This window comes from Streptomyces sp. NPDC015345 (genome assembly GCF_043078805.1).
Classification (GTDB): domain Bacteria; phylum Actinomycetota; class Actinomycetes; order Streptomycetales; family Streptomycetaceae; genus Streptomyces.
The window spans coordinates 586,570-603,592 of record NZ_JBIBTX010000002.1; the positions used below are offsets into that span (position 1 = coordinate 586,570).

A 17,023-nucleotide genomic window follows, 5' to 3' on the forward strand; every position below is an offset into this window, starting at 1 on the left:
ACACCCGTAGAGCCTTGAGGAGGCCGACATGCTGGACATCGCCGACGAGCTGCACCGGTGGATCGGGCAGGGACGTGACTTCGCCGTCGCCACGGTCGTGGCGGTCGGCGGCAGCGCGCCCCGGCAGCCCGGCGCCGCACTCGCCGTCGACGCGTCCGGCACGGCCATCGGCTCGGTCTCCGGCGGCTGTGTGGAGGGCGCCGTCTACGAGCTGTGCAGGCAGGCGCTGGAGGACGGTGAGACCGTTCTCGAACGCTTCGGCTACAGCGACGAGGACGCCTTCGCCGTGGGTCTGACCTGCGGCGGCGTCATCGACATCCTCGTCACCCCGGTCCGCGCGGACACCCCGTCGCGACCGGTGCTCGCCGCCGCCCTCGCCGCCGCCTCCTCGGGGCGCGCGGCGGCGGTCGCCCGCGTCACCGCCGGGCCGGCCGAACTGATGGGCCGCGCCCTTCTCGTACGCCCTTCCGACGACTACGAGGGTGAGTACGAGGATGGGTACGAGGGCGGCCTCGGCGGACATCCGGAGCTGGACCGCACGGTCGCCGGGGAGGCCCGCGCCCTGCTCGACGCGGGGCGCACCGCGACCGTGGAGATCGGCGAGGACGGGTCACGGTGCGGATCGCCGCTGACGGTCCTCGTCGAGTCGAGCGTGCCGCCGCCCCGCATGATCGTCTTCGGTGCCATCGACTTCGCCTCGGCGCTCGTACGCATCGGCAAGTTCCTCGGCTACCACGTCACGGTGTGCGACGCCCGCCCCGTCTTCGCGACGGCCGCGCGCTTCCCCGACGCCGACGAGATCGTCGTCGAGTGGCCGCACCGCTACCTTGAGACCACCGGCGTCGACGCCCGCACCGTGCTGTGCGTGCTGACCCACGACGCCAAGTTCGACGTACCGCTGCTGCGCCTCGCGCTGCGGCTGCCCGTCGCCTACGTCGGCGCGATGGGCTCGCGCCGCACCCATGAGGACCGCAACGCCCGGCTGCGCGAAGTCGGCGTCACCGACCTCGAGCTGGCGCGGCTGAGGTCGCCCATCGGCCTCGACCTCGGCGCCCGTACGCCCGAGGAGACCGCCCTGTCCATCGCCGCGGAGATCGTCGCGGGCCGCCGCGGCGGCAGCGGTGTCTCGCTCACCGGCGCGCACACGCCGATCCACCATGACGGCGCGCGGAAGCCGGCGGGGCGGATCGGGTCGGTGGCCTGAGCCGACGGAGGCGGGCCAGGGCGCCGCGTGGGCGGTCGGACGCGGTCAAGCCTTCGTGAGGCGCGTGACCACGCGCGCGAACACCGGCCGGGCGACCGCGGACAGCGCGCCGTCGAAGAGCGACGGCAGCGGCCGCAGCCGCAGTTCCTCGTGCCAGACGATCCGGGAGCCGACGGGACCCGGCCCCACCTCGATCTCCGCCCAGCCCATGACGGCCTCGCCCCGCTTCTCCAGGCGGCACCGGCCCGGCGTGGCGCCCTCGGGGGGCCGCCAGTCGACGACCTCCATCGTGTCGTCGAAGCCGATGGGGCCGAGCGCGGTGCGGGCGACGAAGACCGTGCCCACGCGTGTGGGCGGGGGAGTGCGGACCGTGACGCGGGTGAGCGGGACGGCCTCGCCGTGCCGTTCCCACGTGGTCAGGCGGCGCCATGCCTCGGCGGGCGGCAGGGCCGTTTCCCTGGTGAACCGGAAGAGTGCCACGCCACCGAGGCTAGGGCCTGTCTGACAATTCCCGCCTGCCTCGCGACGCCATGCACGCACTCTCGCCGCACCGGGCGCAGAGCCAAGTACATCCAGTACGAGGCCCTACGCCCGGCACGCCGAGAGCACGCACCTGACGCCGCGAGGCCGCCCTCCGGGCGACGACGCGAATTGTCAGACAGGCCCTAGTGCCCCTGCCTGCGGCTAGCGGTAGACCTTGCCGGGCTCGGCCTTGCCCGGTGCGAGCAGCTGGGAGACCGTCACGAAGACGTAGCCCCGCTTCTTCAGCTCGGCGATGACGCCGGGCACGGCCGGCACGGTGCCCTTGTAGATGTCGTGCAGCAGGATGATGCCGTCCCGCTTGGTCTGGTCGATGACCCGCTGCTGGATCAGCTTGGAGTCATTGGTCGTGTAGTCCTTGGCCGTGACGGTCCACAGGACCTCGGAGAGCCCGAGCTCCTTGGAGAGCTTGTTGATGTCCTCGTTCGTGCGGCCCTGCGGCGGCCGCATCAGCGTCGGCTTCTTGCCTATGAGCTTCTCTATCGCCTTGTTGGGGCGCTCCAGCTCCTCGCGCGCCTCGTCCAGGTCGATCTTCGTGAGGATCTTGTGCGACCAGGTGTGGCTCGCCACCTCGTGGCCCTCGGCGTCCATCTGCTTCACGAGCTCGGGGTACTTCACGATGTGGTTCTTGCCGAGCGTGAAGAAGGTGGCGGGGACCTTCTCCTTCTTGAGGATCTTGAGCAGCCTGGGCGTGTTCTCGCTGGGCCCCGCGTCGAAGGTCAGCGCCACGCACTTGGCCTTGCGGCAGTCGACCGTGCCGAACGCCCCCTGGTCCGCGGCCTTGGCGTCCGCGCCCTCCTTGCGGACGGTGCTGGGCGAGGTGGTGTCGAGCTTGGTGCACCCGGTCAGCGCGAGGACGAGGGCGGCCCCCGCCGCGAGGGCGGAGGCGGTGCGAGGCAACCTTCTCGGTCCGCGCGTCATCTTCAAGGCAGCGAAAGGCGTGTTCAGGGCAGGCATGCGAGCACTATACACGTCGCGTATACAGTCGGTTCATAGTGGGCAATCCGTCTCCTTGACGGGCAATCTGTTGATTCATTGGGCGCGATCCCAGTCGCCGAGGAAGTCGATCTCGGGGGAGAGCCGCACCCCGGTGCGCCCCTCGACCCGCCGCCGCACGATCTCCACGGCCGCGCGGAAGCGGGCGGCGCCGGCACCGTCGGTGGGCTCCTCCGCCACCAGCGTGTAGTGCAGGGAGGAGACCCGGACGCCCGGGGTGACGGGCCGGCGGAGTTCGAAGCCCGCCTCCCTGATCAGCCAGCTCGCGCTCACCCGGGTGGAGCCGTCCGGGAAGCTGTTCACCGGCGCGTCGCGCGCCCGCAGCCGCTCGGCCTGCGCGGGGCTGATCTCGGGGCTGAGGAAGACACTGCCCACCGAACGCTCGTCCCCGGCCGAGCAGCCGAGCACCATCCCCTTGCCGCGCCGGACCGACAGCACCGCCCGGGCGGCTTCGGCCAGGGGCACACTGCTGCCGAGCGGGACGTCGAGCTCCGCCGCGACCTGGCGGTAGCCGACGGGGGCGCTGAGCGGTGAACGGCGCAGGGCGAAGACGAGCCCGAGCAGTGTCCAGCGCCGGGACCGCTTGAACATGCTGGTGCGGTGGCCGAGGCCGCACTCGGCGGCGGCCAGCGTGACGTGACGGCGCGTCCGCCAGTCCCACGCCCGCACCGCGACGAGCGAGTCGGAGATCTCCTGGCCGTACGCGCCGACGTTCTGGACCGGCGTGGCCCCCACCGTGCCGGGGATGCCGGTCAGCATCTCCATGCCCTTGAGGCCCTCGGCGACGGTGGCCTCCACCAGGTCCGCCAGCGCGTGGCCCGCCTGGACCTCGATCCGGACGGGGTCCGCCCGGGGGCCGTCCAGGAAGCGGATGCCCCGGGTGGCCATACGCAGCACGGGGGTGGAGCAACCGGAGTCGTGCACCAGGGTGTTGCTGCCCGCGCCGAGACAGACCGGGGGCTCGGCGCGCCCCGCCTCGGCGGTGACGAGGGCGACGACCTCGGGGAAGTCCGCCGGGTCGGCCAGCTCCACGAGCGTGGCGGCCGGGCCGCCGAGGCCCAGAGTCGTCAGGGGGGCGAGCGGGGCCCCGTGCGTCACATGCATACGGTGCGGTTCTCCCTCGTGTGGCGGTTTGTGGGGTCGGCGGGGTGGTGCGGGCGGTCTCGGGGGTGGTCAGCTCGCGTGGCGGAGTTGGAAGTCGGGCCGGGGCCAGCAGGTGGTCCATGGGCTGGACGACGTGTGGGGCTGGTGTGTTTGTCGGGGCTCAGGGTTGTCGGTGGGGTGGCGGGGTCCTGTGTGTCGCATGTTTACGGTGCGGTACTCGGTGGTCAGCTCGTTTGGCGGAGTTTGGCGGAGTTTGGCGGGTGCGCGTAGGTGGGCCGTGGGTTGGGCGAACTTGCCGGGCTGGTGTGCTGTCGAGGTCCGGAGTCGTCGGTGGGGCGGGCGGGGCCCGTGCGTCACATGCATACCGTGCGGTGCTCGGTGGTCAGCTCGCGCGGCGGAGCTCGGCTGGGGCGAGCAGGTGGTCCATGGGCTGGACGACGTGTGGGGCTGGTGTGTTGTCGGGGCTCAGGGTCGTCGGTGGGGTGGGCGGGGCCCGTGCGTCACATGCATACCGCGCGGTGCTCGGTGGTCAGCTCGCGCGGCGGAGTTCGGCCGGGCCGAGCAAATGGTCCATGCGCTGGACCACGTGCCGGGCCGGTGCGCTGTCGAGGCCGACGAGTCGTCGGCGCAGCCCCGCGAGCCGGGTCGTGGCCCGCAGGGAGGTGATTCTCTCGGCCAGGTCCAGGGCGCCCATCGCCGCCGTGGCCGCGCCGTCGACGTCTCTGCGGGCCAGCCGCGCCTCGGCCAGCGAGGCCCAGTGCAGCAGCCTGTTGCGCGGCTGCTGGTCGCCGAACATCTCCAGGCCGCGCCGCAGGTGCCACTCCGCGCGCTCGGGCCGCCCCAGTTCGAGCCAGGCCCGCCCGGCGTCGGCCACGATGACGCCGGGCGACAGCCAGTACGCCCAGGGCTCGCCCTCGCCGCCGTCGTACTGGCTGAGCTCCGCCGCGTGGTCCAGCGCGCGCTGACAGCTCGCCTGATCGCCGAGCGCCGCGTGCGCCCTGGCCTCGCGGGTGGCGAGCAGCGCCTGCCGGATGCCGGACGCCCCCTCGGCAGCCCCCTTGCGGGCGATGCGGATCAGGCGCAGCGCGTCATGGCCCTGCCCGGCCCACACGGCCCGGTAGCTCATGCAGGACACGATGTACGCCCCGAGCCCGCGGTCGCCCGCGGTCCGGGCCGCCTGGAGCGCCCGCAGGAAGTGGGCCCTGCTCTCCCGCTCCAGGCCGAGGTCGGCGGCCAGCCACCCGGCCAGCTGGCCGAGTTCGGCCACGGCCCGGTGGAGCCGGGCGCCGACATCGGTGTCGTAGGCGTACTCGGCCGTCAACCGCCTCGCCCACCGCAGGTCCTGTCTCGTCCAGTCCAGGACGAGGTGTCCGCCGCGGTCGTCGTCCAGGCGGCGCAGCTGGCGGATGCGGGCGCCCAGGACGTCGAGGTCGAGCGGGGTGACCTCCTCGCCGCGGGAGCGCGACGGCGCGGCGGGGCCCTCGGCCACCAGCCAGTCCACGGCCGTCGAGACCAGCTGCCGTCCCGATACCTGAGGCGGCGTCGGACCGTCCGGGGAGCGTGGGAGCGCCGGCTTCGCGCGGCGGGAGCCGGCCGGGAAGTGCTGGGGCCAGATCGTCTCCACCTCGACGGGTTCCCCCAGCCGCTCGGAGAGGATCTTCGCCACCACGTGGGGGAGCTGGCGCCGCGGGCAGGAGCCGCGGAGCCAGTTGTACGGCGCCTTGCTGCTGATGGTCCCCGGCCCGCACAGGTAGTTGATCTCGCGAGCGAGTCGCTCGGGTGACCAGGCCAGTCGGGACAGACATCTCGCTAACACCGATGCATCACTCATCGATCGCAGACCTTGGTCTCAAGGCGCTCGGCAGAGGTGCGAACGCCGACAGGTTCAGGTGGGGGGTGGGGGCGGACCCACGCAAGGGGCCGCGTGCGGTGCTCCCCCGTTCAGGTTTCTGTGCCTCAAGGGCCCTGCCCATGAGGAAATGCGGTCAATCTGTGATCAGGGACACATGGGGTGTGCAAGTAGTCGATGCGGCGCGGACCAGGTGTTTTTGCATTCAACTGAATTCAACCGGCACGGCTGCTCCCCACGGCGGGCCCGGTCCAAACCCCGGGCCGGTAAATCTGACCGGCCTGACCGATCTGACCGAGCTGACCGCTGGACCGCCTTCACCAAGTGATCGGCGGTGTGCTGAAGTTGTTCATATTGCTCGAAAGATTGACAAGAACCCCTGCACTGACAGAGCGCTGACAGACCTCTTCGACTGTCAGGCCCAATTGGCCCCTCTCATCAGGAGTTCCATGGAAATCGACGTCCTCGGACACGTGTCACTCGCCGCCGGCGGACAGCGCGTCACGCCGAGCGCCGCGAAGACCAAACAGGTGCTGACCCTCCTTCTGGTCAACGCCAATCATCTGGTCACCCTGCCCACCCTCATCGAAGAACTCTGGGATGAGCACCCGCCCGCCACCGCCGTCAGCACTTTGCAGACCTACGTATTCCAGCTGCGCAGGCTTCTCGCCCATCTGCTCCCCGAGGATTCCCCCAAGGAAATACTCGCCACCACGCCGAACGGTTACGTCTTCCACGTCGGCCCCGGCGAATTGGATCTCCACCGCTATGAGGACCTCGTGGACCGCGGGCGGCGCGCATTCGCCGCCGGTGACCATGAGAACGCCGCGAAATGCCTCCGCTCGGCCGAAAAGCTCTTCGCGGGACCCGCGCTGGCGGATATCCGTCCCGGCTGTCATCTCCAGGCGGAAATCGTGCGGCTGGAAGCGGCAAGGACCGGTTCCCTGGAAATCCGCATCGAGGCGGAACTCGCCCTCGGAAAGCACCATGAACTCCTCGGCGAACTGAGCGGACTGGCGTCCCGGCACCCGCAACACGAGAATTTCCACCGCCAGTTGATGCTGGCCCTCTACCGGTGCGGCAGCCGCCCACGCGCCCTCGAGGTCTTCAACCGGCTCCGCCGCGCGCTCGTCGAGGACCTGGGGCTGGAGCCCTCCGCGGAACTCCAGCGGTTGCAGCGGTCGATCCTCGCCGCCGACCCACGGCTCAGCAGACCGGAGCGGCCCGCGACCGTGGGCAGCTGAGCCGGAGCCCACGCCGCTCGTACCGCGCGGCCGCCCCGAGTCAGTCCTTCGGGAGGTCGTCGCGGTACACCTGGCGGTGCCTGATGCGCAGCCGGCCCTCCTCGCGCACGAAGACGTCCTCGCACGTGCAGAACAGCTCCAGGACCGAAGCGCCGTCCCGGGGAGTCCTGACGAGCTGCGCGTAGGTCCTGGCGACCACCGTCCCGTCGGGCCCCGCCCCTACCTCCAGGGCGCTCACGCAGTGCCGCCGCAGCACCCCCTGCTCCATCAGCTTGCGCGCCGCCACCGCTGCCCCGTCCGCGATCGCGGCGCGGCCCGTCTGCGGGTCGGGGCGGGCGTTGGTCCTGAAGACGGCGTCCTCGGTGAAGTCACCCGTCCAGTCCGCCACGCGGCCCTCGTCCATGGCGCGCATATGGCGTCCATAGAACTGCTGGAGCTCCACGTACAGCGCGGTCGTGTCGATGTGGCCCGCCGAACCCTCCACTGCTGTCATGCCGCCTGCTCCCCTCGAAGCCAGATTCCGGCTGCTGTCCCGGTGACCGTCGCACCGCACGGTCGAGCGGCGGTACAGGGCGGATCTCGCCGCCCGGTCCAGGCGCGCTTGCTCGGCTTTCGACCGCCGCGTGATGCAGTGCCGGACAACCGAGGCCTGCCGCCCGCCAGGCCTTTCGAGCGACGGAAGGCGTATTCCCGTGAGCCCGTCACCCATCGCAGGCGCGGTGCTTTTCGACCGCGCACGCGCAGCCGCGCAGCCGCCCTGGAACACCATCGGCGAGCTGCTGCGCGACTCCGCCGACCGCTACGGCGACTGGGAGTTCCTGCGCTTCGCAGGGAAGTCCCTGAGCTTCGCCGAAGTGGACGCGTACACCGGGCGGTTGGCCCGCGTCCTCATGGCGCACGGCGTGCGCCCCGGTGACCGCGTGGCGATCATGATGGGCAACGTGCCCGGATGGCCGCTGAGCTGGCTCGCCGTGACCAGGGCCGGGGCCATCGCCGTACCCGTCAACGCGCGCTGCGGCGAAGCGGACCTCAGACATGTGCTGACGGACTCCGGCAGCGTCCTCGCGCTCGCCTCGGAGGAGTGCGCCGGACTGATGCGGGCCGTGGCGGCGGACATCGGCACCCTCACCGAGGTGCGCACCCTGGGCGGCCTCGCCGCGGAACTCGCCGGCACCCGGCCCGACGACCCCGGTGTCCGCGTGGCGCCCTCGCACCTGGCCAACCTCCAGTACACCTCGGGGACGACGGGCTTCCCCAAGGCCTGCATGCTCTCCCACGACTACTGGCTCAGGACCGCCTGGCTGATGGCGCTGGCCGCCGAACTCCACGCCGACGACGTCGTCCTGACCGCACAGGCCTTCTCCTACATGGACCCGCAGTGGAACGCGCTGATGTGCCTGATGGGCGGCGTGCCCCTCGTCGTGCTCCCGCGGTTCTCCGCCTCCGGCTTCTGGGGCGCCGTACGCGAACACGGGGCGACGCTGACCTACGTACTGGGCACGATGCCCCTGCTGATGTCCAAGCAGCCGCGGCATCCGCTGGACCGCGACAACTCCATGCGCCTGGTGCTCTGTTCGGGGATCGCCCGGGAACGGCACCGCGATTTCGAGGAGCGCTGGGGCGCGCCGTGGCGGGAGGTCTACGGCTCGACCGAGAGCGGACTCGACCTGTTCGTCCCGCCGTACGCCGCCGAGACCGTCGGCAGCGGCGCCATGGGGCTGCCTCCCCAGGGCAAGGAGGTACTGGTCGTCGACGGCGCGGGCAGTCAGCTGCCGACCGGCGAGGCCGGTGAGATCGTCGTCCGGGGCAAACCGATGATGGACGGCTACTGGAACCACCCGGAGGCGACCGCACGGGCGTTCAGGGGCGGCCGGTTCCACACCGGGGACCTGGGCTTCCGTGACGAGGCCGGATACATCCACCACGCGGGACGCCTCAAGGACATGATCCGAAGGGGCGGCGAGAACATCTCGTCCGCCGAGGTGGAGGCCGTACTGGAGGACCACTCCGCCGTGCTGGCCGCAGCCGTCGTCGCCATCCCCGACCCGCTCTTCGAGGAGCTGCCGAAGGCCTTCGTGCAGCTGCGGCCAGGCCGCGTTCCCGACGCCGCGACGGCCACGAGCGTGCTCGACCACGCCCGTCGGCGCCTCGCACGGTTCAAGGTGCCCGCCTATCTGGAGTTCGTCGACGCCTTCCCGATGACGCCCTCGGCGCGCATCCAGAAGCGGAAGCTGCTGGAGCCGGCACGGGACCAGCGCGCGGGCTCCTTCGACGCCGCCCGCGACGCGTGGGCGTGACCACCGACACGAAAGGGAGGCGCTCCATGACGGCTTGGGAGCCCCGGTCCGGCCACATCGACGTATCCGTACGCGACCGCGTGGCCGTGGTCACCCTGGACCGGCCGGAGAAACTGAACGCCCTCACCGGGGACATGCGCCGCGAACTCGCCGCCCTGCTGCGGCACTTCGGCGACGGCCGACAGGTGTGCGGCGTCGTCCTCACGGGCACAGGGCGGGCCTTCTCGGCGGGGGAGGACCTGCGCGAGGCCGCCGCGACCCCGCCGAACGGGATGGTCCTCGAGGCCGAACTGTTCCACGACATCACCCGCGCGGCACTGCGGACGCGCGTCCCGACCGTCGCCGCACTCAACGGCGTGGCCGTCGGCGGCGCCGGTGAGATGACGCTCTGCTTCGACGCCCGGCTCGGGACCCCGGAGGCCGCGTACCACTTCCCGGAGAACGGCATCGGCCTGACCGTCACCAACGCGGCCAGCGTCCTTCTGCCGCGCCTGGTGGGCGCGGCAGAAGCGCTGCGGCTCGTCCTGGGCAGTGCACGTGTCGACGCCCAACAGGCCCTGGACATCGGCCTGTTGGACGATGTCGTGGCGCCGGACGAACTGGTGCCGGCCGCGATCCGCCTCGTACGCCGATGGGGCAGGACCGGCGCGGCCACCGCCGCCCATCTCGCCCTGCTGCGCCCCTCGCCGGACCTGGTCGAGGCCGCCCTCGGGCGGGAGACGCGGGCCGTGCGGCACACCGAGGACACCGGCAGCGCGCGAGCGGGCATCGAACGGTTCCTCGCGGCGCGGGACGCCCGCCGGTAGCAGGAGTGCGGCCTCCGCCGGAGTCGGCGGAGGCCACATCATTGCCTCGTGCCCCTGGACGGGGCAGGCGTGTCAGCCGGTGACCTCGACGACCAGCGCCGCCGCCGTGTCCCCGGCCGCGCAGCCCGTGAACAGCCCGACGCCACCACCGCGCAGCCGCAGCTCCTCGACGAGTTCGGCGACGGAACGCATCCCCGTCGGGCCCTGCGGATGGCCGAAGACGAGACTGCTGCCGTACGCGTTCATGGCCTCCGGCGCCACCCCCGTCTCGCGGGCGAAGTAGAGGTCGTTGACCGCGAAGGGGTTGTGCGTCGTGATCGCGTCGACGTCCGTGATCTCCCGGCCCGCCGCCTTCAGCGCCGCCCGCGCCGCGGGCACCAGCGCCTGCGGCATGTGCAGCGGCGCCACCCGCGCGAAACCGGCCGCCAGCAGGCGTACGTACCCTTCGCCGCCGGACAGGTCCCTCGCCCGCCGGGCCGTGGTGACCAGCGCGCCCGCCGAGCCGTCCGCCGGGTGGGTCTGGGAGGCGGCCGTGTGGACACCGCCCGGCCGGGCCGCGGGCAGCCGCCCCGCCCGGCCGGGCTCCACCGGCCGCACCCCTTCGTCGGCCGAGACGACCACCGGCTCCCCGTCGTCGGCCGGGGTGACGGCTGCGTCGACCATGTACCGCCGCTGGAAGGCCCGGTCGTCGGCGAGGGCCGCCGCGTACTGCTGCGAGCGCAGGACGGCCAGCGCGTCCGCGTCGCGCCGCGTGAATCCGCACTCCGCCGCCACCGTCTCCGCGGTGGCCAGCATGTTCTCGCCGGTACAGGGATCACGCGCGAAGCTGTCCTTGACCCAGTCCTCCGCCACGGGCTCCCGCCCCGCGCCCGGCACCGGCCAGGTCAGCCGGGGCCCGTTGCTCGTACGGTCCGCCGTCACCACCAGCTGCGGACCCGCGCCGCCGGCGACCGTGCCCGCGGCCAGGTGCAGGGCGGCCACCGACGTCGCACACGCCTGGCTGACCATCGGCCCCGAGACGCCCGGCAGGCCGAGGCGGGTGGCGACGGTCGGGGCGCCGTAGAAGATGGCGGGCTGCGGGACCGTCCAGCCCAGGACCAGACCGTCCACCTCGCCCCGGTCGATGCTCCGCTCCGTCAGCGCCCTGTCGGTGACGCGGACGGCGAGGTCGAGGCCGGAGACCGCGGCGAGAGAGCCTCCCCACTTCACGAACGGCGAGGACCACAGCCCGCCGAGCGGGATCCCCACGTCCTGATACGCCACCCCGGACGTCATGGGCACCCGCCTCCGCCACCCGGGGCGTTGCGCACGGAGCCGCCCCGGCCGTCAGCGCCGTCCGGGGACGCCTTCGCCACGAACAGGGCGACGCTGCCCCTGACTTCGAGCCAGTGCCAGTCGAAGTACCGCTCCAGCGCGTCGTGCAGCATCGGCACGCTGTCCAGCTGGTTGTGGAACGAACCCTGGCGCTGGTAGAGCCGGTTGAACGCCCGCGAGACCGGGGTGTGGGGGACACCGCGCGTCAGGACGGTGCTGCCGAACAGCACACCCCCCGGCGCCAGGGCCTGCCGCAGGTGCTTGAAGACCAGCTGCTTGCCCTGCGGAGGGTTCGGCACGCAGTGCAGCACGTAGTTGAAGGCGATCGAGGAGAAGCCCGGCCCGCCGAAGTCCGGCAGCGGTTCGAGCACGTCCGCCTGCCGGGTGCGCGGCGCGTAGCGGCTCAACCGCTGGGCCACGAACCGCAGCGGGTCCGCATTGAGGTCCAGCAGGGTGATGTCGGGATCGGCCGTCGGGAAACGGCAGTGGTCGAGGTAGTAGCCGGACCCCGGGCCCACCTCCAGATGGGAGGAGCTGATCCAGGAGTTGTAGTGCCCCAGCAGGCGCGCCTTGGGACAGCGCCACAGCAGGCGGTTCGACGCCTTCACCACCACGGCGTCGTACAGCCTCAGGCGCCGCTCCTCGTAGTAGGGCTGGCCCTCGAACTCCTCGCCAGGCGAGAGAGACGATGCCGGTACCTGAACGGTCATATGTCCATACCCCTTGCGGTCGTGGAGATCAGTGGCTGCCGAGTCCGCCGCAGACGTTCAGCGCCTGGGCCGTCACCGAGCCGGCCGCCGGGCCGACGAGGTAGCGCACCATCGCGGCGACCTCCTCGGGCGTCGAGTAGCGGCCGAGCGGGATCTTCGCCTCGAAGTCCGCGAGCACCTGCTCCTCGCTGACGTGGGTGAGCCGCGCGTAGCTCTTGCGGATGTCCTGCGCCATGGGCGTCTCCACATAGCCGGGGCACACCGCGTTCACGGTCGGCCCGGTGGCCGCGTACTCCTTCGCCAAGGCCTTCGTGAACCCGATGACCCCGGCCTTGGACGCGGAGTAGGGGGCGCCGAAGGGGACGCCCTGCTTGCCGCCCGTGGAGGCGATGTTGATGATGCGCCCACCGGGACGCCTGATCGGCTCGCTGGCGTTGACCACCGCGCGGGTCACCCAGAAGACGCTGTGGAGGTTGGTGTCGATGACGTCGAGCCACAGGTCGTCGGAGAGCTCCGCGGTGGGGCCGCCGCCCCCGCGGCCGGCGTTGTTGACCAGCACCCGCGGGGCGCCGTGGTCCCGCACGACCTCCTTGACCATGGCCTGTACGGCCTCCCGGTCGCGTACGTCGCAGGTGTACCCGGCGACCTCGAAGGCGTCGTCCTCGGCGCGCAGCGAGGAGAGCGCGAAGTGGAGCCTGCCCGGGTCGCGTCCGACGACGACCACGGTGAGGCCGTCCGCCAGCAGGGCGCGGGCGATGGCGAACCCGATGCCGCTCGTGCCACCGGTGACCAGGGCGACGTCCCTGGGGCTGTGTTCGGCTGATGTAGGCATGGGGCCAGGGTCGGCGCGGGCGATGCAGCGGCGGTCCAGTGGCGCTCGTGCCGCCCTTGAGCGGTGAGCGGTGAGCGGTGAGCGGCGGGTGGCGGGTGGTGTGCGTGCGGTGGGCGGCGTGCACCGCCTTGCTCTGCGCCGGATCCCGCCTGGATCACGGCTCTAGCGGGCCCCGGCAGGGTCTCCCACCGTGAGCCGACAAGTTGTCATTACTGGTCTGAGCGTTCTCGCACCGGGCTCGGCGGACACCGCGGGCTTCTGGGAAATGATCACGGAAGGCAGGAGTGCGATACGCAGAATCACGGCATTCGATCCCGCGGCCTTCCGTTCACAAGTGGCCGGGGAGATCGACTTCGACCCGTCGGCGGCGGGGTTCAGCCGCAGGGAGATACGGCGGCTCGACCGGGCGAGCCTGTTCTCCGTGGCCTGCGCCCGGCGCGCCGCGGCCGAGGCGGGCATCCACGCGGGCGAGGACACCGACCCGGGCCGGCTGGGCGTCACCGTCGGAACCGCGGTGGGCTCGGCCACCAGCATCGAAAGGGAGTACGTCGTCCTCTCCGACGAGGGCCGGGAGTGGCTCGTCGACGAGAAGTACGGGTCACCGCACCTCTTCGACTACTTCGTCCCGGGCTCCATGGCCCGCGAGACGGCCTGGGCGGTGGGCGCCGAGGGCCCGGTCTCGGTCGTGTCCGCCGGCTGCACCTCGGGCATCGACGCGATCGGGCACGCCTACCAGCTGATCCAGGAAGGCAGCACGGACGTCATGGTGGCCGGGGCGACGGACGCCCCGATCACACCGATCGCCGTCGCCTGCTTCGACGCCATCGCGGCGACCACCCGCCGCAACGACACCCCGGAGAACGCGGCCCGGCCCTTCGACCGGACGCGCGACGGCTTCGCGATCGCGGAAGGAGCGGCGATGCTCGTCCTCGAGGAGCGCGAGCGGGCCGAGCGCCGCGGCGCCGACATCTACGGTGAGATCACCGGCTACGCCTCGCACTCCAACGCGTACCACATGACCGGCCTGACCCCGCACGGCACGGAGATGTCCCGCGCGATCGACGCGGCGCTGGCCGAGGCGCGCACCGACCCCACCGAGGTCGACTACGTCAACGCCCACGGCTCGGGGACCCAGCAGAACGACCGCCACGAGACCGGGGCCATCAAGAGGAGCCTCGGCGGGCACGCGTACGACATCCCGGTGAGCTCGATCAAGTCGATGATCGGGCACTCGCTGGGCGCGATCGGCGCCATCGAGGTCGCCACGTGCGCGCTGGCGATGCGTCACGACACCGTGCCCCCTACGGCGAACCTGCACGAGAGCGACCCGGAGTGCGACCTGGACTACGTTCCGCTGCACGCGCGGGACAAGCGGCTCGACGCCGTGCTCACGGTGGGCAGCGGCTTCGGCGGATTCCAGAGCGCGATGCTCCTGGAGAAGCGGCCGAGGAGGCGCGGATGAGCAGCGACACGGTCGTTACCGGCCTCGGGGTGGTGGCACCCAACGGCTTGGGCACCGACGACTTCTGGAAGGCCACCCTTGAGGGCACCTGCGGCATCGGCGAACCACAGGAGTACGACGCGAGCGCGTACTCCGCCCGCCTCGCGGGCCGCATCCGGGACTTCGCCCCCCGGGAGCACCTGCCGGGACGGCTCATGCCGCAGACCGACCGGGTCACGCGGCTCGCGCTCGTCGCCGCGGACTGGGCCCTCGCCGACGCCGAGGTGACGATGGCGGAGCTGGACGAGTTCACCTGCGGCGTCGTCACCTCCAACGCGACGGGAGGCTTCGAGTTCTCGCACCGCGAGATGCGGAAGCTGTGGACCCAGGGGCCCGACCACGTCAGCGTGTACCAGTGCTTCGCCTGGTTCTACGCGGTCAACACCGGGCAGATCTCGATCCGCAACAACATGCGCGGCCCCGGCGGCGTCCTCGTCGCCGAGCAGGCGGGCGGCCTCGACGCGATCGGCCACGCGCGCCGCGTACTGCGCCGGGGCCGGGCCCGGCTGATGCTGACCGGCGGCGTCGAGTCCTCGTTCGACCCATGGGGCTGGGTGTCACACCTGGCGTCCGGCGCGGTCAGCCAGGCGCGGGACAGGACCGAGGCGTACCTCCCGTTCGACCCCCGGGCCAACGGCTACGTGCCGGGGGAGGGCGGGGCGATCCTCACGCTGGAGGACGCGGGCGCCGCGCGCGGGCGCACCGGCCGCTCACCGTACGGGCGGATCACCGGGTACGCGGCGACCTTCGACCCGCCGCCCGCCTCGGGGCGCCCCGGCGGGCTGCGGAGGGCGATCGACGCGGCCCTCGCGGACGCGCGGCTGCGGCCGGACCAGATCGACCTGGTCGTCGCGGACGCCGCGGGGACGGCCGCCCTGGACGCCGAGGAAGCCGCCGCGCTCCGCGCGGTGTTCGGCCCCCGCGCGGTCCCGGTCTGCGCCCCCAAGACCATGGTGGGACGGCTCATGGCGGGCGCCGGCCCCCTCGACGTGGTGTACGGACTGCTCGCCATGCGGGACGGCGTCATCCCACCGGCCGTACACGTCGACAGCGTCGTCGACGACTACGACATCGACCTGGTCCTGACGGAGCCACGCCCCTGCGACATCGCGTCGGTCCTCGTACTGGCCCGAGGTGCGGGCGGCTTCAACACGGCGCTCATAGCCGAGGCGATGCCCTGACCTCGATCGCCCCGCTCGGCACCGATGCCCCCGGCGCCGCCCGGCGCCGAGCCACCCGCGGCCGGTCCGCCCGGCATCGAATCACCCCCCCCCCCGACCCCCCCCGCCCGAAAGGACACCCCATGATCAGCCTCGAAGAGCTCCGTCTGATACTCGCCGAATGTGCCGGGGAAGAGCCCGAGGAGTCCGCCGGTGAGGACTTCGCCGACCGCCCCTTCGAGGAGCTCGGCTACGACTCGCTGGTGCTGCTGGAGACCTCCGCGCAGCTCAAGCACCGTCACGGCATCGACATCCCGGAGGACGTCATCCGGGAGCTGAAGTCCGCGCGGGCCGTCCTGGACCACATCAGGACGACGGCCCGCCCTACGGCGACGGCCGCGGACTGACGCGTCATGACGCCGGAACCGACCACCAGGAAGGTCGCGCTGCTCTTCCCCGGCCAGGGCGCCCAGCATCCGCGCATGGGCGCGGACCTGTACGGCGTCTCGCCGCGCTTCACCGAAATCATGGACCAGGCCTTTGACGCGTTCGGCGCGTCGGGCCGGGCCATCCGGGACGACTGGCTCGCCACGGCGCCGTCCTCCTCGTACGACGACATCTCCCGAGCGCAGCCCCTCCTGTACGCGATCGACTACGCCATGGGCACGCTGCTCCTGGAGGCCGGGGTCCGGCCCGACGTCCTGCTGGGCCACAGCGTCGGGGAACTCGCCGCGGCGACCCTCGCCGGGGTCTTCGACTTCGAGAGCGGCCTTCGCCATCTGCGCGAGTTCGTGACGATCTACGGCAGGGCGCCGCGCGGCGGAATGCTGGCCGTCGCCGCCACGCGGGAGCGCCTCGCCCCGTACCTGACGGACGACGTGGTGGTCGGTGCCGAGAACGGCCCGCGCCAACTCCTGCTCGCCGGCCCCGACCCCGCGCTGCACGACGTGGAACAGAGGCTGCGCGAGGACGGGTTCACCTGCGCCCGGGCGCGGGCGCTCCAGCCGTTCCACAGCCCCGTCATGCGCACCGTGGCCGAGGAGAGCGGGCCCCGCGAGGCACGGCTGCGACCGCGGGCGCCGCGCATCCCCGTCCACTCCGCCCGCACCGGAGACATCCTTGCCGACGCCACCGCGGCCGACGAGGAGTTCTGGAGGGAGCAGCCCGCCGAACCCGTGCTGTTCGGTCCCGCCCTCCAGCGGCTGCTGGCCCGCGGCGACCATCTGCTCGTCGAGGCAGGGCCAGGGCAGAGCCTGACCGCGCTGGCCAGGCGCACCCGCGCCGTGGCCACCGGGCGCTCACTGGCCCTGCCCACCCTGCCGCCCCGCCGCGAGCACCCCGGCGCCGACCTGCACACGTTCACCGCCACCGTGGACCAGCTGCGGGCGCACGGACACGCGTCCCGCACACCGGTCCCGCTCGGCTGACACCGGACCCCTCCCGCCGAGCGCGGGGACGAGCCCAGG

General features: G+C 72.2%; 16 protein-coding genes. 8 read left to right on the top strand and 8 right to left on the bottom strand.

The genetic code is table 11. The features are described from left to right. Positions 1-28: 28 nt before the first annotated feature. Positions 29-1,204 (top strand): XdhC family protein, encoded by a 1,176-nt coding sequence (locus tag ACF062_RS08870; RefSeq protein ID WP_392137076.1) that lies wholly within the window; start codon positions 29-31, stop codon positions 1,202-1,204. Positions 1,205-1,249: 45 nt separating this feature from the next. Here ACF062_RS08870 and ACF062_RS08875 read toward each other — a convergent pair whose 3' ends face one another. From ACF062_RS08875 to ACF062_RS08890, 4 genes are all read right to left on the bottom strand, one after another. After that, the gene (locus tag ACF062_RS08875) at positions 1,250-1,684 is read right to left on the bottom strand and encodes an SRPBCC family protein (protein WP_392137077.1); all 435 of its coding nucleotides are present in this window, start codon (positions 1,682-1,684) and stop codon (positions 1,250-1,252) included. Between the two features lie 204 nt (positions 1,685-1,888). Further along, entirely contained in the window at positions 1,889-2,701 is an 813-nt protein-coding gene (locus tag ACF062_RS08880) for a polysaccharide deacetylase family protein (RefSeq protein WP_392137078.1), read from the bottom strand. A 75-nt stretch (positions 2,702-2,776) separates the two neighbouring features. Beyond that, positions 2,777-3,844, bottom strand: a complete 1,068-nt coding sequence (locus ACF062_RS08885; protein ID WP_392137079.1) for a UDP-N-acetylmuramate dehydrogenase — start codon at positions 3,842-3,844, stop codon at positions 2,777-2,779. Positions 3,845-4,373: 529 nt separating this feature from the next. Continuing rightward, positions 4,374-5,660 carry a hypothetical protein gene (locus ACF062_RS08890; protein WP_392137080.1) on the bottom strand — a complete coding sequence of 429 codons (1,287 nt, stop codon included), beginning with the start codon at positions 5,658-5,660 and terminating at the stop codon, positions 4,374-4,376. Positions 5,661-6,142: 482 nt separating this feature from the next. Here ACF062_RS08890 and ACF062_RS08895 point away from each other — a divergent pair, with 482 nt between their 5' ends. Further along, positions 6,143-6,937 carry a BTAD domain-containing putative transcriptional regulator gene (locus ACF062_RS08895; RefSeq protein ID WP_392137081.1) on the top strand — a complete coding sequence of 265 codons (795 nt, stop codon included), beginning with the start codon at positions 6,143-6,145 and terminating at the stop codon, positions 6,935-6,937. Between the two features lie 40 nt (positions 6,938-6,977). Here ACF062_RS08895 and ACF062_RS08900 read toward each other — a convergent pair whose 3' ends face one another. Then, complete coding sequence (locus ACF062_RS08900) at positions 6,978-7,430, bottom strand: nuclear transport factor 2 family protein (RefSeq protein ID WP_392137082.1); 453 nt, start codon at positions 7,428-7,430, stop codon at positions 6,978-6,980. Positions 7,431-7,629: 199 nt separating this feature from the next. On the opposite strand from ACF062_RS08900, the gene ACF062_RS08905 reads away from it, so the two are divergent. Together ACF062_RS08905 and ACF062_RS08910 are read left to right on the top strand one after the other, a co-directional pair. Further along, complete coding sequence (locus ACF062_RS08905) at positions 7,630-9,234, top strand: class I adenylate-forming enzyme family protein (protein ID WP_392137083.1); 1,605 nt, start codon at positions 7,630-7,632, stop codon at positions 9,232-9,234. Between the two features lie 26 nt (positions 9,235-9,260). Beyond that, a complete protein-coding gene (locus tag ACF062_RS08910) occupies positions 9,261-10,040 on the top strand; it encodes an enoyl-CoA hydratase/isomerase family protein (protein ID WP_392137084.1) in 780 nt (259 codons plus the stop codon). Positions 10,041-10,112: 72 nt separating this feature from the next. Here the strand turns inward: ACF062_RS08910 and ACF062_RS08915 are convergent, their stop codons facing one another. From ACF062_RS08915 to ACF062_RS08925, 3 genes are read right to left on the bottom strand one after another with little or no spacing between them, the layout of a single operon-like run. Next, a complete protein-coding gene (locus ACF062_RS08915) occupies positions 10,113-11,315 on the bottom strand; it encodes a thiolase family protein (protein ID WP_392137085.1) in 1,203 nt (400 codons plus the stop codon). Continuing rightward, positions 11,312-12,064, bottom strand: a complete 753-nt coding sequence (locus tag ACF062_RS08920) for a class I SAM-dependent methyltransferase (RefSeq protein ID WP_392137086.1) — start codon at positions 12,062-12,064, stop codon at positions 11,312-11,314. Before ACF062_RS08920 ends, ACF062_RS08915 begins: the two co-directional genes overlap by 4 nt. A gap of 28 nt (positions 12,065-12,092) precedes the next feature. Continuing rightward, positions 12,093-12,896: an SDR family NAD(P)-dependent oxidoreductase gene (locus tag ACF062_RS08925; RefSeq protein ID WP_392137087.1), complete on the bottom strand. Its 804-nt coding sequence runs from the start codon at positions 12,894-12,896 to the stop codon at positions 12,093-12,095. A gap of 190 nt (positions 12,897-13,086) precedes the next feature. On the opposite strand from ACF062_RS08925, the gene ACF062_RS08930 reads away from it, so the two are divergent. The 4 genes from ACF062_RS08930 (at position 13,087) to ACF062_RS08945 (ending at position 16,984) form a co-directional block, all read left to right on the top strand. Continuing rightward, positions 13,087-14,358: a beta-ketoacyl-[acyl-carrier-protein] synthase family protein gene (locus ACF062_RS08930; protein WP_392137088.1), complete on the top strand. Its 1,272-nt coding sequence runs from the start codon at positions 13,087-13,089 to the stop codon at positions 14,356-14,358. Continuing rightward, positions 14,355-15,578, top strand: coding sequence for a ketosynthase chain-length factor (locus tag ACF062_RS08935; RefSeq protein ID WP_392137089.1), 1,224 nt, complete (start codon positions 14,355-14,357; stop codon positions 15,576-15,578). Before ACF062_RS08930 ends, ACF062_RS08935 begins: the two co-directional genes overlap by 4 nt. A gap of 122 nt (positions 15,579-15,700) precedes the next feature. Next, positions 15,701-15,964, top strand: a complete 264-nt coding sequence (locus tag ACF062_RS08940) for an acyl carrier protein (protein WP_356571779.1) — start codon at positions 15,701-15,703, stop codon at positions 15,962-15,964. A 6-nt stretch (positions 15,965-15,970) separates the two neighbouring features. After that, positions 15,971-16,984: an acyltransferase domain-containing protein gene (locus ACF062_RS08945; protein ID WP_392137090.1), complete on the top strand. Its 1,014-nt coding sequence runs from the start codon at positions 15,971-15,973 to the stop codon at positions 16,982-16,984. Positions 16,985-17,023: the final 39 nt, after the last annotated feature.

Excerpts from the sequence above, each read along its gene's own strand:
- ACF062_RS08900 (WP_392137082.1), bottom strand. The coding sequence starts at position 7,430 with ATGACAGCAGTGGAGGGTTCGGCGGGCCACATCGACACGACCGCGCTG.
- ACF062_RS08935 (WP_392137089.1), top strand. The coding sequence starts at position 14,355 with ATGAGCAGCGACACGGTCGTTACCGGCCTCGGGGTGGTGGCACCCAAC.
- ACF062_RS08940 (WP_356571779.1), top strand. The coding sequence starts at position 15,701 with ATGATCAGCCTCGAAGAGCTCCGTCTGATACTCGCCGAATGTGCCGGG.
- ACF062_RS08870 (WP_392137076.1), top strand. The coding sequence starts at position 29 with ATGCTGGACATCGCCGACGAGCTGCACCGGTGGATCGGGCAGGGACGT.
- ACF062_RS08910 (WP_392137084.1), top strand. The coding sequence starts at position 9,261 with ATGACGGCTTGGGAGCCCCGGTCCGGCCACATCGACGTATCCGTACGC.
- ACF062_RS08920 (WP_392137086.1), bottom strand. The coding sequence starts at position 12,064 with ATGACCGTTCAGGTACCGGCATCGTCTCTCTCGCCTGGCGAGGAGTTC.
- ACF062_RS08895 (WP_392137081.1), top strand. The coding sequence starts at position 6,143 with ATGGAAATCGACGTCCTCGGACACGTGTCACTCGCCGCCGGCGGACAG.
- ACF062_RS08880 (WP_392137078.1), bottom strand. The coding sequence starts at position 2,701 with ATGCCTGCCCTGAACACGCCTTTCGCTGCCTTGAAGATGACGCGCGGA.
- ACF062_RS08945 (WP_392137090.1), top strand. The coding sequence starts at position 15,971 with ATGACGCCGGAACCGACCACCAGGAAGGTCGCGCTGCTCTTCCCCGGC.
- ACF062_RS08925 (WP_392137087.1), bottom strand. The coding sequence starts at position 12,896 with ATGCCTACATCAGCCGAACACAGCCCCAGGGACGTCGCCCTGGTCACC.
- ACF062_RS08915 (WP_392137085.1), bottom strand. The coding sequence starts at position 11,315 with ATGACGTCCGGGGTGGCGTATCAGGACGTGGGGATCCCGCTCGGCGGG.
- ACF062_RS08885 (WP_392137079.1), bottom strand. The coding sequence starts at position 3,844 with ATGCATGTGACGCACGGGGCCCCGCTCGCCCCCCTGACGACTCTGGGC.